The 15,334-nt window shown below is 44.8% G+C and carries 12 protein-coding genes and 2 tRNA genes; 13 read left to right on the plus strand and 1 reads right to left on the minus strand.

The features are described 5' to 3' along the window. Window positions 1-74 precede the first annotated feature (74 nt). From B3O33_RS08090 to B3O33_RS08105, 4 genes are all read left to right on the plus strand, one after another. The gene (locus tag B3O33_RS08090) at window positions 75-1,742 is read left to right on the plus strand and encodes a glutamine--tRNA ligase/YqeY domain fusion protein (RefSeq protein ID WP_292361463.1); all 1,668 of its coding nucleotides are present in this window, start codon (window positions 75-77) and stop codon (window positions 1,740-1,742) included. 3 nt (window positions 1,743-1,745) lie between these two features. Beyond that, window positions 1,746-3,128 carry a cysteine--tRNA ligase gene (gene cysS / locus B3O33_RS08095; RefSeq protein ID WP_292361464.1) on the plus strand — a complete coding sequence of 461 codons (1,383 nt, stop codon included), beginning with the start codon at window positions 1,746-1,748 and terminating at the stop codon, window positions 3,126-3,128. A 155-nt stretch (window positions 3,129-3,283) separates the two neighbouring features. Continuing rightward, window positions 3,284-4,492: an acetate/propionate family kinase gene (locus B3O33_RS08100; protein ID WP_292361465.1), complete on the plus strand. Its 1,209-nt coding sequence runs from the start codon at window positions 3,284-3,286 to the stop codon at window positions 4,490-4,492. A 1-nt stretch (window position 4,493) separates the two neighbouring features. Then, a complete protein-coding gene (locus B3O33_RS08105; protein ID WP_292363365.1) occupies window positions 4,494-6,875 on the plus strand; it encodes a phosphoketolase family protein in 2,382 nt (793 codons plus the stop codon). Window positions 6,876-6,934: 59 nt separating this feature from the next. Here B3O33_RS08105 and folD read toward each other — a convergent pair whose 3' ends face one another. Beyond that, a complete protein-coding gene (gene folD, locus B3O33_RS08110; RefSeq protein ID WP_292361467.1) occupies window positions 6,935-7,789 on the minus strand; it encodes a bifunctional methylenetetrahydrofolate dehydrogenase/methenyltetrahydrofolate cyclohydrolase FolD in 855 nt (284 codons plus the stop codon). 141 nt (window positions 7,790-7,930) lie between these two features. Here folD and B3O33_RS08115 point away from each other — a divergent pair. From B3O33_RS08115 to B3O33_RS08155, 9 genes are all read left to right on the plus strand, one after another. Next, window positions 7,931-8,007, plus strand: a tRNA-Pro gene (locus B3O33_RS08115). 36 nt (window positions 8,008-8,043) lie between these two features. Beyond that, window positions 8,044-8,120 (plus strand) — tRNA-Arg (locus B3O33_RS08120). A gap of 127 nt (window positions 8,121-8,247) precedes the next feature. Continuing rightward, window positions 8,248-9,318: a dTDP-glucose 4,6-dehydratase gene (rfbB, locus tag B3O33_RS08125; protein ID WP_292361468.1), complete on the plus strand. Its 1,071-nt coding sequence runs from the start codon at window positions 8,248-8,250 to the stop codon at window positions 9,316-9,318. Next, the gene (gene rfbA, locus B3O33_RS08130; protein WP_292361469.1) at window positions 9,315-10,196 is read left to right on the plus strand and encodes a glucose-1-phosphate thymidylyltransferase RfbA; all 882 of its coding nucleotides are present in this window, start codon (window positions 9,315-9,317) and stop codon (window positions 10,194-10,196) included. Before rfbB ends, rfbA begins: the two co-directional genes overlap by 4 nt. Continuing rightward, entirely contained in the window at window positions 10,196-10,744 is a 549-nt protein-coding gene (gene rfbC, locus B3O33_RS08135) for a dTDP-4-dehydrorhamnose 3,5-epimerase (protein WP_292361470.1), read from the plus strand. The genes rfbA and rfbC overlap by 1 nt, the downstream gene beginning before the upstream one ends. Continuing rightward, window positions 10,745-11,632 carry a dTDP-4-dehydrorhamnose reductase gene (gene rfbD, locus B3O33_RS08140; protein WP_292361471.1) on the plus strand — a complete coding sequence of 296 codons (888 nt, stop codon included), beginning with the start codon at window positions 10,745-10,747 and terminating at the stop codon, window positions 11,630-11,632. Between the two features lie 34 nt (window positions 11,633-11,666). Beyond that, on the plus strand, window positions 11,667-13,607 hold the full coding sequence (locus B3O33_RS08145; protein ID WP_292363366.1) for a polysaccharide biosynthesis protein: 1,941 nt from the start codon (window positions 11,667-11,669) through the stop codon (window positions 13,605-13,607). A gap of 24 nt (window positions 13,608-13,631) precedes the next feature. Further along, a complete protein-coding gene (locus B3O33_RS08150) occupies window positions 13,632-14,810 on the plus strand; it encodes a nucleotide sugar dehydrogenase (RefSeq protein ID WP_292361473.1) in 1,179 nt (392 codons plus the stop codon). A 139-nt stretch (window positions 14,811-14,949) separates the two neighbouring features. Further along, a partial coding sequence (locus B3O33_RS08155) for a DegT/DnrJ/EryC1/StrS family aminotransferase (protein WP_292363367.1) occupies window positions 14,950-15,334 on the plus strand: 385 nt, incomplete at its 3' end.

The following is a 15,334-nucleotide window of genomic DNA, read 5'->3' on the forward strand; positions in this document are numbered from 1 at the left end:
ACCTAAACAGCACTGTCACCCGACGCTGCTGACAGCGTATAATGCGCGTTCACATTTAACTGTAAACATTCAATATGTCAGAATCTGCTGTCAATCATAATTTTATACGACCCATTATTCAGGAAGATATTGATTCTGGCAGGGTCGCCGGAAAAGTGGTCACCCGTTTTCCACCTGAGCCCAATGGTTATTTGCACATCGGACATGCCAAGTCTATTTGCCTGAATTTTGGTCTGGCGGAAGAGTTTGGTGGGGATTGTCATTTACGCTTTGATGATACTAATCCAGCCAAAGAAGAGCAGGAATACATTGAAGCCATCAAGCAAGATGTCCATTGGCTGGGCTTTCAATGGGCGGGTGACGTGCGTTATGCGTCAAGCTATTTCGAGCAGTTTTACGATTGGGCGATTCATCTGATCAAACAAGGCAAAGCCTATGTGTGTGATCTCACCGCCGAACAAGCCAGTGAGTACCGGGGCTGGGCGACCAAACCGGGTAAGGAGTCTCCATTTCGCAATCGCAGCGTAGAAGAAAACCTCACATTATTTGAAAAAATGCGGCAAGGTGATTTTGCCGAGGGTTTTTGTGTGTTGCGTGCAAAAATCGATATGGCTTCGCCCAATATGAATCTGCGAGATCCTATTCTGTATCGTATCCGCAAGAAATCGCATCATCAAACCGGTGACAAATGGTGTATTTATCCCAGCTATGATTTTGCCCACGGACAGGGCGACGCGATTGAAGGTGTTACACACAGTATCTGTACGCTGGAATTTCAGGATCACCGTCCGTTGTATGACTGGTTTATTGAAAACCTGCCGGTGCCCACACAGCCAAAGCAGTATGAGTTTGGACGTCTTAATATTAACTACACCGTGACCAGTAAGCGCAATTTAAAACAACTGGTTGATGAACATATCGTTGCCGGCTGGAATGACCCCAGAATGCCAACCATTTCAGGCATGAGAAGACGTGGTTATACCGCTGCGGCGTTACGTGCTTTTTGTGACGGTCTGGCTGTGGCGAAAACAGACGGTATTGTGGATATAGCCCAGCTGGAATTTGAAATCCGTAAAGATTTGAATGAAAACGCAGCACGTGCCATGTGTGTACTCAATCCTTTGAAAGTGACCATCACCAATGCTGCTGAAAGCGTTGAATGGCTGGAAGTGGCGAATCATCCGCAACAGGAAGCCATGGGGCAGCGTGCATTGCCGTTCACTAAAGAAATTTTTATTGATGCCAGCGACTTTACCGAAGACACCAGTCTGAGCCGGAAAAAGTTCAAGCGTCTGGTGATTGGTGATTATGTGCGGTTACGTGGTGCTTATGTCATCAAGGCTGATGAGGTCATCAAGAATGACAACGGTGACATTCTTGAAGTGATGGCCTCATTAGTGCCTGATACCGTCGGCCAGAATCCACCTCCTGAAATGAAACCACGCGGCGTGATTCACTGGGTTTCAGCTACTGAAGGCAAAGCAGTTGAGTTGCGGTTATACGACCGGTTGTTTTTGGCGGAAGCCCCGGGAAAAGCAACGGGTAACTATCTTGATGACGTTAACCCGGATTCTTTAAAAGTGATTAAAGCGATTGCCGAACCGACAATTGTCAATTGTGAACCAGAAACGGTTTTCCAGTTTGAACGCGAAGGCTATTTTGTCAGTGATCGCTATGATCACAGCCCCGATACGCCGGTATTCAATCTGACCATTGGCCTAAAAGAGACTTCAGACAAATAAACCATGTTAAAACTCTATAACACCTTAACCAAGCAGAAAGACGTCTTTAAACCCATCGAGCCCGGCAAAGTCAAAATGTATGTCTGCGGCATGACGGTGTATGACCTCTGTCATGTCGGTCATGCGCGGGTGATGGTAGTGTTTGATGTGGTGACGCGTTACCTGCGGGCCAGTGGTTATGATGTGACCTATATCCGCAATATCACCGATATTGATGACAAAATCATCAAACGTGCGATGGAAAACGGCGAATCGATTCAGACCTTAACTGATCGCTATATTGATGAAATGCATGCTGACGCCGATGCGTTGGGTGTTCTGCGGCCTGATCTGGAGCCAAGAGCCACGGAAGCCGTTGATGCCATGCAAAAGATGGTGCAAACGCTGATCGATAAAGGCCTGGCCTATGTCGCTGACAATGGTGATGTTTACTACGATGTCAGCGAGTTTGAAGGTTACGGCAAATTATCGGGCAGACATATTGATGACTTGCGTGCCGGTGAGCGTGTGGCTGTCAATGAGGCTAAAACTGACCCGCTGGACTTTGTCTTGTGGAAAGCCGCCAAGCCGGAAGAACCTTCCTGGGAATCGCCATGGGGACCGGGTCGTCCCGGCTGGCATATCGAATGTTCAGCGATGTCGGCAGATACCTTAGGCCATCATTTTGATATTCATGGTGGTGGGCAGGACTTACAGTTCCCGCATCACGAAAACGAAATCGCCCAATCCGAAGGTGCGCATGGCTGCCAGTATGTGAATTACTGGATGCATAATGGTTTTGTGCGGATTGATGACGAGAAAATGTCCAAATCGCTGGGTAATTTCTTTACCGTTCGTGAAGTATTGGCCAAGTATCCGGCAGAAGCCGTGCGTTATTTCATTTTAATGAGCCATTACCGTAGCCCATTAAATTACGCAGAAGATCAGTTGGATCAGGCCAAAACAGCCTTAACCAGGTTCTATCATTCACTGCGTGATGTCACACCACAAAAAGTGATATGGCGGGAGGATGCTGAGTTTGCGTCACGTTTTGCTGAAGCCATGGATGATGACTTTAATACGGCCCTGGCATTATCAGTATTGGCAGACGTGCGTCAGGCATTGAACAAAGCTCGTGAAGAAAGCGACGAGCAAAAATCAGCTTATCTTGCCGGTTTATTACTGGCATTTGGTGAAGTGCTAGGATTATTCCAGCAATCTGCTGAGGCTTTTCTTACCGGTGGCCAACAAGATGAAACCGGTAAAATCGAACAATTGATTGCTGATAGAAATGCAGCCCGTGCGGCAAAAGATTGGGGGCGCGCAGATCAAGTTCGTGATGAACTCACTGCGATGGGAATAGTGCTGGAAGATGCTGCCGGTAAAACCAGCTGGCGTAAAATTTAATACTTGTCTCAGCTGCCTGCTAGTGGTGGCTGAGACAATTTAATTTATGGCAATTTTCTCCTGATCTAAATCAACAATAGCGTCATTAGTCTTCTTCCCGGCTATACAAAGTGTTTTAGTGTGGGCATGATCGAATTTAAATTAATGGATCGATTATGCCTAAAGATAAAACGTATTTACTGACTATCAACGGCGGTTCATCCAGTATCAAATTTACGTTGTATAACGTAACTGAATCGCTTACCTCCATTTTATCCGGCAAGCTCGCAGGTCTGGGATTGCCTGTAGCCAAGCTGCGCGTCACAAACTCGATTCAGGCAGAAGCGTCCGCTGTAGATATCAAAGCTGATAACTATCAGCAGGCTGTTGCGGTATTGATAGACTGGTTTTATAAACATATTGATATCAGCTCGGTTAAAGCTATTGGGCATCGAATTGTTCATGGTGGTCATCAGTATAAAAATCCCCAATGGGTCACCAAACAATTACTCAAGCATTTATCGGCAATAACCCCTCTTGATCCACAGCATTTACCGGGTGAAATTCAATTAATCGAAGCGTTTGACCAGCATTTCCCACAGTTAAAACAAATGGTTTGTTTTGATACTGAGTTTCATCAGAATCTGCCAACAGTTGCCAAATTACTCCCCATTCCCCGTCAATATTATGAAAAAGGTATTTATCGATACGGATTTCATGGCCTGTCATATCGATATTTAATGCAAGTTTTACAACAGCAGGATGCTGAGAAAGCGAATCAAGATAAGATGATTCTGGCGCATCTGGGTAATGGTGCCAGCATGACTGCTGTCACAAATGGGCAATCTATTGATACCACAATGGCGATGACGCCAGCGGCAGGTCTTGTTATGGGGACGCGTAGTGGTGATCTTGACCCCGGATTATTCGGTGTTCTTAACCGAAGTGAAAGCATGGGTGCTGAACAGTTTGAAACAATGATTAATCAGCAATCCGGATTGCTGGGGATTTCAACCACTACCAGTGATATGCAGCAGTTATTGGAACAACGGACGACAGATACCAATGCCGAGGATGCAATTGCCGTGTTTTGCTATCAGGCCAGAAAACAGATTGGTGCCTATGCGGCGGCGTTAGGCGGTTTGGATACCCTGGTATTTTCCGGCGGGATTGGTGAAAACGTAGCGGAAATACGGACACAGATTTGTCAGCAACTGGCATTTATCGGTATTGAACTGGATAACGAATTAAATCAGCAAAATGCGCTGCGCATTTCAACACTACAAAGCAGGGTAACTGTCTGGGTCATCCCGACCAACGAGGAATTAATGATTGCACAGTCAATGTGCGATCTGTTGAACCTGAATCATCAAGGGGAAAAGTAAAATGACATCTGAAACATCGCATACATTACAGCCACTCGATCAGGACATATTAGACAAAATGCATGCTTACTGGCGTGCCGCAAATTATCTGTCGGTAGGACAAATCTACCTTTATGACAATCCTTTATTAAAACAACCACTTCAGGCAAAACACATCAAACCCCGTTTGTTGGGCCATTGGGGCACCACACCCGGCCTCAATTTTATTTATGTGCATTTAAACCGAGTTATCAACCAGCATGATCTCAATATGATCTACATTGCCGGACCAGGTCATGGGGGGCCAGCGTTAGTTGCTAATACGTATTTGGAAGGCACTTATAGTGAAACCTATCCTGATATTTCTGAGGATGAGGCGGGGTTAAATCGTTTATTCAAACAGTTCTCATTTCCTGGTGGCGTGCCAAGTCATGTTGCGCCTGAAACACCCGGTTCGATCCATGAAGGTGGAGAATTAGGTTACGCCTTATCCCATGCCTTTGGTGCGGCATTTGATAATCCCGATTTGATTGTGGCCTGTGTGGTCGGCGATGGCGAGGCGGAAACCGGTGCTCTGGCGACCAGCTGGCATTCCAATAAATTTTTGAATCCTGAACATGATGGTGCGGTATTACCCATATTGCATTTAAATGGGTACAAAATCGCCAGCCCAACAGTGTTGGCGCGTATCCCTAATGATGAGCTGGAAGCCTTATTTTATGGTTATGGTTATACGCCATATTTTGTCGAGGGTGATGATCCAAAGCAGATGCATCAATTGATGGCAGCAACATTGGATAAAGCTATGGAACAAATCCGGCATATTCAAAACGATGCTCGGGAACATGGTGTGCATTTACGCCCACGATGGCCAATGATTATCCTGCGATCACCAAAAGGTTGGACCGGACCTGAAGAAGTGGATGGCAAAAAAACCGAAGGCACATTCCGTTCACATCAAGTGCCAATGGGCGATATGGATCAGGAAGGCCATGTCGAGATTCTAAATAAATGGATGCAAAGCTATCGACCAGCAGAACTGTTTGATGACAATGGCAAACTTAATGCCGAACTGGCGGCATTAGCGCCGATTGGCAATCGTCGTATGGGAGCGAATCCACACGCCAATGGTGGTCAACTAATACAGGATTTAACCTTACCGGATTTTCGTGATTATGCTGTAGAAGTTAAACAACCTGGAGCCACCAAAGGCGAAGCCACTCGTGTGATGGGCAAATTTTTACGCGATGTGATGCAACAGAATCTTGATGCCAGGAATTTCCGTTTGTTCAGTCCCGATGAAAATAACTCCAATCGTTGGCAGGATGTATTGGATGTGACCGGCAGAACATGGATGGGCGAGATGATTCCGGGGGATGACAAATTGTCTAAAGATGGCAGAGTGATGGAAATGCTCAGTGAGCATCAATGTCAGGGTTGGCTGGAAGGGTATTTGTTAACTGGCCGCCATGGCTTTTTTTCCTGCTATGAAGCCTTTATTCATATTATCGACTCGATGTTTAATCAGCATGCCAAGTGGCTGAAAATCTGTAATCAGATCCCCTGGCGTAAACCCGTTGCATCACTGAATTATCTTTTATCGTCACATGTCTGGCGTCAGGATCACAATGGCTTTTCGCATCAGGATCCGGGTTTTATCGATCATGTGGTGAATAAAAAAGCCGAAGTGGTTCGCGTCTATCTTCCACCTGATGCCAATACGCTGTTATCTGTTACTGATCACTGCCTGCGCAGCCGGAATTATGTCAATGTGGTGGTCGCCGGAAAGCAGGCCTCGCCACAATGGCTGGATATGGAATCTGCTGTTAAACATTGCACGGCAGGCATCGGTGTCTGGGAATGGGCGAGCAATGATAACGGCCAGACACCAGATCTGGTCATGGCCTGTTGTGGTGATGTGCCGACCATGGAAACGCTGGCGGCAGTGAAATTACTGAATATGTTTGTACCGGAGTTGAAAGTCAGGGTGATAAATGTGGTGGATTTAATGAAACTGCAATCGCCCAGCGAACATCCACACGGGCTGGAGGAAGATGCATTCGATGATTTATTTACCCGGGATAAACCGATTATCTTTGCCTATCATGGTTATCCGATGTTGATTCATCGGCTGACCTATCGCCGCACCAATCATAAAAACCTGCATGTCCATGGATTCAAGGAAGAGGGGACAACTACCACGCCATTTGATATGGCTGTTATCAATGGTCTGGATCGTTTTCATCTGATGGAAAACGCCGTCAAACATTTAGCCGATTTACCCACCGACAAGGTGTCGGAAATCGAATTATTTATTCAGCAGAAGCTTGCCGAACATGATGAGTATATTCGGGAACATGGCCAGGATTTACCGGAAATTCGTGATTGGCAATGGAATAATTAGATTGGGTTTGACGATTTGCCCCTCCAGTGTTGGAGGGGCATCAGGACTGGCTTCAGCTGTTATTGATGTAACTGATCGGCAGCAAATAACGTATTTTCAAGCAAGGTCGCCACTGTCATAGGACCGACACCACCCGGAACAGGTGTAATCCAGGCGGCTTTTTCGCTGGCTTTATCAAATTCCACGTCGCCGGTTAACTTACCGTTTTCCAGACGGTTAATACCGACATCAATCACAACAGCACCTTCACGGACCCAGTCACCTGGAATAAAGCCCGGCTTGCCTACTGCCACCACTAAAACTTCTGCACGGCGAACATGTGATTCCAGATCTTTGGTCATGCGATGACAAACGGTAGTAGTGCATCCGGCCAGTAACAATTCGAGTCCCATTGGACGACCTACTATATTAGAGGCTCCCACAACTACTGCTTCTTTACCCCTAAGATCAATACCAACAGCTTGCATCATGGTTATTACGCCTTTCGGTGTGCAGGGGCGCAACTGAGGATTACGTTGGGCCAAACGGCCGATGTTATATGGATGAAAGCCATCCACATCTTTATTGGGCGCTATATGTTCAATAACAGCATCTGAATTGATATGTGGGGGCAGGGGGAGTTGAACGAGGATACCATCGATTTCATCATCCTGATTGAGCTGGGTAATGAGGTCAAGCAGCTCTTGTTCGCTGGTGGTTTCAGGCAAATCAAATGATTCGGATTTGAAACCTACCTCTTCACAGCTGCGACGTTTGCTGCCAACGTAAACTTGTGAGGCAGGGTTATCGCCAATTAATACAACAGCCAGTCCAGGCCGACGTTTACCGGTGGCGAGGCGCATTTGGGTTGCCGCTTTGATTTTCTGTTTTAGCTCGGCAGCAATTGTTTTTCCGTCGATGATTTGAGCAGTCATTCTGTGGGTTCCGGCCTTTCAAAAGCGGCTATGATCGCACGTTGCGTCAGCCACAGCAAAAAATATAAATGTGTTGTTGACTCACTATCGGCATCAGCGTATTATTTTGCCTTCTTCGAGGATGTCTGTCCTTGGAAATGTCGGGGCATAGCGCAGTCTGGTAGCGCATCTGGTTTGGGACCAGAGGGTCGGGAGTTCGAATCTCTCTGCCCCGACCACTTTATTGACTGCTTCAGCCTCACTTAGTTACTAATGCGCCCGTAGCTCATCTGGATAGAGCATCGGCCTTCTAAGCCGAGGGTAGCAGGTTCGAGTCCTGCCGGGCGTACCATCTTTTGTTTCCCTTTATGTTGTGGCCAAACTTTTCATGTTGATTTTTAAGCCCTGTTGGTGCTAACTTTCACGTGACCAAGGATGGCATATCTGAATTTCTCAAACTTAACAGTGAACTCAGCAACGTGAATAAAAATACCCTGCTCGTAACTGGCGGCGCCGGTTTCATAGGATCTGCATTAATTCGTCAATTAATTACCGAAACCGACTTCACCGTTATCAACATCGACAAACTGACCTACGCAGGCAATCTTGAATCGTTGACTGAGATTGATGCTTCACCGAATTATCATTTCGAACAAGCTGATATTTGTGACGCTGAAGCTATGGATCGGATATTCACGCAATATCAACCCAGTGCCATTATGCATCTTGCAGCGGAGTCGCATGTGGATCGGTCGATTGATGGCCCCGCAGATTTTGTGCAAACCAATGTGGTTGGTACTTATGTCTTGCTTGAAGCGGCCAGAAAATACTGGAAATCTTTATCCGCAGCAGATGCCGATAAATTCCGTTTTCACCATATTTCTACCGATGAAGTGTATGGCACTTTAGGCGAAACCGGATTATTTACTGAAACCACCCCTTATCAACCCAACTCACCATACTCAGCAACCAAAGCGGGAAGTGATCATTTGGTTCGCGCCTGGCACCATACCTATGGTTTACCGGTGTTAATGACCAATTGTTCCAATAATTACGGACCTTACCAATTCCCGGAAAAACTGATCCCTGTAGTGATTAATAATGCGTTGGCCGGTAAACCATTGCCCATTTACGGTAAAGGCGAAAATATTCGAGATTGGCTATATGTCGATGATCATGCCAGAGCCTTAAGGCTGGTGCTGGCTGAAGGTAATTTGTGTGAAAGCTATAATATCGGTGGATTTAACGAACATACCAATCTGGAAGTGGTGCAGCTAATCTGTAACATTCTTGATGAATTATTAACTGAGTCACCGCACAGACCGCATAAAAACTTAATCGAATTTGTGACAGATCGCCCCGGACATGATGCCCGATACGCTATTGATGCCAGCAAAATTGAACGTGAGCTGGGCTGGAAACCTCTGGAAACCTTTGCCACAGGGTTACGCAAAACAGTTCAGTGGTATCTGGATAATCGTCAATGGTGTGAAAATGTGATGGATGGCAGTTATCAGCAACAAAGACTTGGATTGGGAGACAATAAATGAGTCGTAAGGGAATCGTACTCGCAGGTGGAAGTGGCACACGTCTCTATCCGGTAACCCAATCTATCTGCAAGCAGCTATTGCCCGTTTATGATAAACCGATGATTTATTATCCGCTGGCCACCATGATGCTGGCGGGCATGCGGGATATCTGTATTATTTCAACTCCTCAGGACACGCCACGCCTTGAGCAATTGCTTGGTGATGGCAGCAAATGGGGGATGAATCTGCAATATATTGTGCAGGACAAACCGGAAGGGATCGCACAGGCCTTTACCTTAGCGGCTGATTTTATTGGGAATGATGATTGCGCTTTGGTGCTGGGCGATAATGTTTATTATGGTCATGATTTGGCCGATATGATGCAGGAAGCGGATAATAACAAAGAGGGTGCGACGGTTTTTGCCTATCCTGTCAGCGACCCCGAACGTTATGGTGTGGTGGCGTTTGATGAAAACGGAAAAGCACTGAGTATCGAGGAAAAACCGTTAAAGCCCAAATCACGTTATGCGATTACCGGCCTGTATTTCTATGACAATCAGGTGGTGGAAATTGCTCGTACTCTTAAACCTTCCGCGCGTGGCGAACTTGAGATTACCGATGTCAATCAGGTGTATTTAAATAGCAGTAAGCTGAACGTTCAGGTGATGGGGCGAGGTATGGCCTGGCTGGATACCGGTACACATGACTCCTTGCTGGATGCATCGATGTTTATTCAAACACTGGAACAACGCCAAGGGTTAAAAGTTATGTGTCCAGAAGAAATTGCTTATCGTATGGGCTATATCACTAAGGACCAACTGGAACTATTGGCACAACCCTTGCTCAAAAGCGGTTATGGACAATATCTTTTGAATCTTCTTAATGAGACCATTTATTAATGCAGATTTTTGACACTAATATTCCAGATGTGAAATTGCTGAAACCCAAGAAATTTGGTGATGCAAGAGGTTTTTTTCTGGAAAGTTATAATAAAAAAGTGTTTGATGAATTATTAGGAATGAAGATTGATTTTGTGCAAGATAATCATTCAAGATCTGCTAAAGGCGTGTTGAGAGGTTTACATTATCAAATCAGGCATCCTCAAGGAAAACTGGTAAGAGTAACCGCTGGTGAAGTGTTTGATGTTGCGGTTGATATGCGTCGGGATTCACCAACTTTTGGTCAATGGGCAGGCACGATACTGACAGCTGATGGTCAGGAGCAATTCTGGGTTCCTGAAGGTTTTGCGCATGGTTTTCTTGTGCTGAGTGAGACAGCTGATTTTTTGTATAAAACAACCAATTACTATGCTCCTGAGTATGATCGTTCAGTGTTGTGGAATGATAAGAATATTGGCATTGAATGGCCGATATCAGATATTCTGCAGCCAACTCTCTCGGATAAAGATCAAAAAGCGGTTGAATTCATGCAGGCAGACTATTTTTAGATGAAAATATTACTCATCGCATCCCATGGCCAGGTTGGCTTTCAGTTGCAGCGAAGCCTTGCTTGTCTTGGTGAAGTGATTGCAACGAACAGGACAAGTTTAGATTTAACGGACGTTGATAAAGTCATGGATTTTATCCGGCAACTAAAGCCGGATTTAATTGTGAATGCAGGCGCTTATACGGCGGTTGATAAAGCTGAGACAGAGCAAGCGCTGGCGCATCAGGTGAATGCCATTGCACCGGGTGTTCTGGCCAATCTGGCCAAAGAACTTGATATTCCACTGATCCATTACTCAACTGACTATGTTTTCGATGGTCATAAAGTTGGTGCCTGGAATGAACAAGACAAACCGGCCCCTTTGAATTATTACGGCCAATCAAAACTGGAAGGTGAGCAAGCGGTAAGTGATACTGGTTGCAAATACTTAATCTTCAGAGTGAGCTGGGTTTATGACCGGCGCGGGAAAAACTTTGTCAATACTATGCTCCGGCTGGCTAAAGAAAAAGATGAATTAAATATTGTTGATGATCAGGTTGGCGCACCGACCTGGAGTCGACATATTGCTGATGCGACAGCACAGATTATTCTGCAATCCAAACTGATACCGGATTTTTGGGAAAGGCATTCAGGTATTTTTCACATGAGTGCTGCAGGCAAAACGAGTTGGAAGGAATTTGCTGATAAAATTTTCGAATTAGCGGCTCATGAAGGTATGAAGATACCTGTGGTTCATGCAATCCCTACATCTGCCTATCCAACCAAAGCAGAAAGACTGTTGAACTCCTGTATGGACAACTCTAAATTAGTTAATACCTTTGGAGTGCAGCTGCCCGATTGGCAGCTAAGCCTGCAATGGGTGATGAGAACCGACGAGCGTTCTAATTAATTGTTTTCATCACGCTGAATTTTAGGATTGGAAGATGTTTAAAAACCAGTTCAACCGACTGATGCAATGGTTTTTGAATCGTCCACGAACAACCAAACGTATTCTCAGTATCATCATTGACTATGTGGTGGTGATATTTGCTCTTTGGTCATCTTATTCACTGCGGTTAAGTACTTTTTATATTCCCCCATCAAGCCAGTGGTGGCTATTTATTGTTGCGCCACTGATAGCGATCCCCATTTTTATCAAACTCGGTTTATATCGTGCAATTGTTCGTTATATCGGCCTGGATGTAATGTGGACAATTTGTAAAGCTATTGCTTTATTCACGTTAATTTTTGCAACTATTGTCGTTTTGGCAGGAAGTGCTGCCGGTCTGGTTCCCAGAACGGTCTATATCATTAATGCGCTAATGTTATTTGTCATAATCGGCGGTTTAAGAGTATATGCCCGCTGGTTATTTGCTAATCGTAATGCTTCCTTAAGTAGTGCCATGGAGCGATATGTTCCCCCGGTATTGATTTATGGCGCAGGACAGGCCGGGGCCCAACTTTCAGCGTTGTTAAGGATGGGCCGCCAGTTGCGTCCAGTAGCGTTTATTGATGATGATGCAACTTTATATAAACAACAGATAAATGGTCTTAATGTCTATCGACCACGAGATTTGATTAAATTAATCGAGCGCTTCAAAGTTCGCGAGATTTTGCTGGCCATGCCATCCGTCTCCCGAAGCCGCCGTAGTGAAATTCTGAATTCACTCGAAGATTTACCTGTTCATATTCGTACATTGCCTGATTTAACCGATATTGCCGAAGGCAAACTGGAAGTTTCAGATATTCAGGAGGTTGATATTGCGGATTTGCTTGGCAGAGAGGCTGTCGAAGCCGATCCGCAGTTATTAACAGCCAATCTCAGTCGTAAATGTGTAATGGTTACCGGAGCAGGTGGTTCCATTGGATCTGAATTGTCACGGCAAATCATCAAGCTTAAACCCAGCAGATTGTTATTGTTTGAAATCAGTGAATTCGCTTTGTATCAAATCGAACAGGAGCTTATCAATCTGGAAAGTGGTGTGGAAGTCATTGCTTTAATTGGATCTGTGGTGGACCGTGCACGATTGACATCAATCTGTCAGTATTTTTCGGTACAAACTATTTACCATGCAGCAGCGTATAAACATGTGCCAATGGTCGAAAAAAACGTGGGCGAAGGCATACGTAACAATGTTTTCGGTACATTGCATTGCGCTCAGGCTGCCATTGCAGCAAAAGTTGAAACGTTTGTGTTAATTTCAACAGATAAAGCTGTTCGACCTACCAATACCATGGGAGCCAGTAAACGCATGGCAGAACTGGTTTTACAGGCTTTAGCACAGACCTCGGATACCCGTTTTACCATGGTAAGATTTGGTAACGTGCTGGGTTCTTCCGGTTCAGTTGTGCCATTATTTCGGGAGCAGATAGCCAGGGGCGGCCCGGTCACGGTAACTGATCCACAAATTATCCGTTATTTTATGACAATACCTGAAGCTGCTGAGCTGGTAATACAGGCCCGTGCGATGGGGCAGGGTGGTGATGTCTTTGTACTCGATATGGGGTCGGCCGTAAAAATTGTGGATCTGGCAACACGGATGATTCATCTCAGCGGTTTCAGTGTTAAAAATGCTGAAAATCCAGATGGTGATATTGAAATTACCTATACCGGTCTGCGGCCCGGCGAAAAATTATTCGAAGAATTATTAATCGGTGAAAACGTCAGCCAGACAGCACACCAAAAAATCATGAGGGCCGAAGAAAGCGTCATTCCCTGGGACGATTTACAATTGATACTCACGGATTTACAACATGCAGTAAGTGGTTCAGATTATGAACAAATCAGGACTATTCTCAGTGAATATGTCGATGGGTTTATGCCGCAATGCGGCATTGAAGATTGGCTGAGTCAAAAAGTGGTTAGTCCGATTAATGGAAACTGAAGTGTAACTTTTAAGAGACAGATTATGGAAAAAACACTCAATATTGCAGTTGCTGGAACCGGGTATGTTGGCTTATCCCTTGCAGTTTTGCTCGCACAACATCACCAGGTTACCGCATTGGATATTGTCGCTGAAAAAGTCGATCTGATTAATGCCAGAAAATCACCGATAGTGGATAAAGAAATTGAAGACTTTCTAACCAATAAACCATTAAATTTAACGGCTACAACTGACAAAAAACAAGCCTATGAAAAAGCCGATTTCATCATTATTGCTACCCCAACCGATTACGATACAGTCACCAATACCTTTAATACCAACTCGGTCGAAGCTGTAATAAAAGATGTTTTGGATATTAATCCTGCTGCAGTGATGATTATCAAATCCACGATCCCGGTTGGCTATACCCAAACCGTTCGAGCAAAATTTGGCAGTGACAAAATATTCTTTTCGCCTGAGTTTTTACGTGAAGGCAAAGCGTTGTATGACAATCTCTATCCTTCACGCATTGTTGTGGGTGAGCGTAGTGATCGTGCTCGTTTATTTGCCGATTTGTTATTAGAAGGCGCAGTGAAAAAAGATGTGCCGGTATTATTTACCGACCCGACTGAAGCCGAAGCGATTAAATTATTTTCCAATACTTATCTGGCGATGCGAGTAGCGTATTTTAACGAACTCGACAGCTATGCTGAAACACATAATCTGAATAGCCGGCAAATCATTGAAGGTGTTGGTTTGGATCCACGCATTGGCGACCACTACAATAATCCATCCTTTGGCTATGGCGGTTATTGCCTGCCAAAAGATACCAAGCAATTACTGGCTAACTATGACACCGTACCGAATAGTCTGATTCGGGCTATTGTGGATGCCAATACCACCCGAAAAGATTTTATTGCAGATCAGATTATTAAGAAAAATCCTGCTGTCGTTGGGATTTACCGGTTGGTAATGAAGCAAGGATCGGATAACTTCAGAGCATCCGCCATACAAGGCATTATGAAGCGCATTAAAGCCAAAGGTATTGAAGTTATTGTTTATGAGCCGGTGCTTGAAGAAGCCGAGTTTTTCCGTTCCAAAGTGGTAAATGATTTGGCAGCCTTCAAACAGCTGTCTTCATTAATCATCGCGAATCGCATTACAGACGATATTCAGGATGTAAAAGACAAAATTTATACCCGTGATCTATTTGGTCAAGACTAGATGAATATGTTAATTCTTCGGCAAATGCTGAACTACCATTTGGCATGGATCCTGTATGCTCGAAATAGGACTAAAGATATTATGGTTCAATAGTTGGTTTTGACTTCAAAAATCGGCATATTTCGAGATAACAGATGAAATGAAAAAAATTAGCTCTAAAAATGACTTGGCAATTAACGGGGCTCTCCCAGCTTTTGACGAAACCCAACATGTTGGTCGACCGAATATCGGTAGTAAGTCAGAATTTATCCGGTATGTAGATAAGATCTTTGACAATCGTTGGCTGACTAACAATGGGGATTTTGTTCGCACTTTGGAGCAACGCATTGCCGAAAAGCATCAAGTCAAAAATTGTGTTGCGATGTGCAACGGTACTATTGCGCTTGAGATTGCTATTCGTGCTTTGAATTTATCAGGTGAAGTGATTATTCCATCATATACCTTCATCGCCACTGCTCATGCACTTCATTGGCAAGAGATTACCCCTGTTTTTGCTGATATCAATCCACAGACACATTGTTTGA

Origin of the sequence: Methylophaga sp. UBA1464, assembly GCF_002325665.1 — a bacterium.
Lineage (GTDB): Bacteria > Pseudomonadota > Gammaproteobacteria > Nitrosococcales > Methylophagaceae > Methylophaga.

What these genes read in the sequence shown, in the direction of transcription:
- B3O33_RS08100 (WP_292361465.1), top strand. Translation starts at nt 3,284, where the DNA reads ATGCCTAAAGATAAAACGTATTTACTGACTATCAACGGCGGTTCATCC.
- folD (WP_292361467.1), bottom strand. Translation starts at nt 7,789, where the DNA reads ATGACTGCTCAAATCATCGACGGAAAAACAATTGCTGCCGAGCTAAAA.
- rfbC (WP_292361470.1), top strand. Translation starts at nt 10,196, where the DNA reads ATGCAGATTTTTGACACTAATATTCCAGATGTGAAATTGCTGAAACCC.
- rfbD (WP_292361471.1), top strand. Translation starts at nt 10,745, where the DNA reads ATGAAAATATTACTCATCGCATCCCATGGCCAGGTTGGCTTTCAGTTG.
- B3O33_RS08090 (WP_292361463.1), top strand. Translation starts at nt 75, where the DNA reads ATGTCAGAATCTGCTGTCAATCATAATTTTATACGACCCATTATTCAG.
- B3O33_RS08150 (WP_292361473.1), top strand. Translation starts at nt 13,632, where the DNA reads ATGGAAAAAACACTCAATATTGCAGTTGCTGGAACCGGGTATGTTGGC.
- rfbA (WP_292361469.1), top strand. Translation starts at nt 9,315, where the DNA reads ATGAGTCGTAAGGGAATCGTACTCGCAGGTGGAAGTGGCACACGTCTC.
- B3O33_RS08105 (WP_292363365.1), top strand. Translation starts at nt 4,494, where the DNA reads ATGACATCTGAAACATCGCATACATTACAGCCACTCGATCAGGACATA.
- cysS (WP_292361464.1), top strand. Translation starts at nt 1,746, where the DNA reads ATGTTAAAACTCTATAACACCTTAACCAAGCAGAAAGACGTCTTTAAA.
- B3O33_RS08145 (WP_292363366.1), top strand. Translation starts at nt 11,667, where the DNA reads ATGTTTAAAAACCAGTTCAACCGACTGATGCAATGGTTTTTGAATCGT.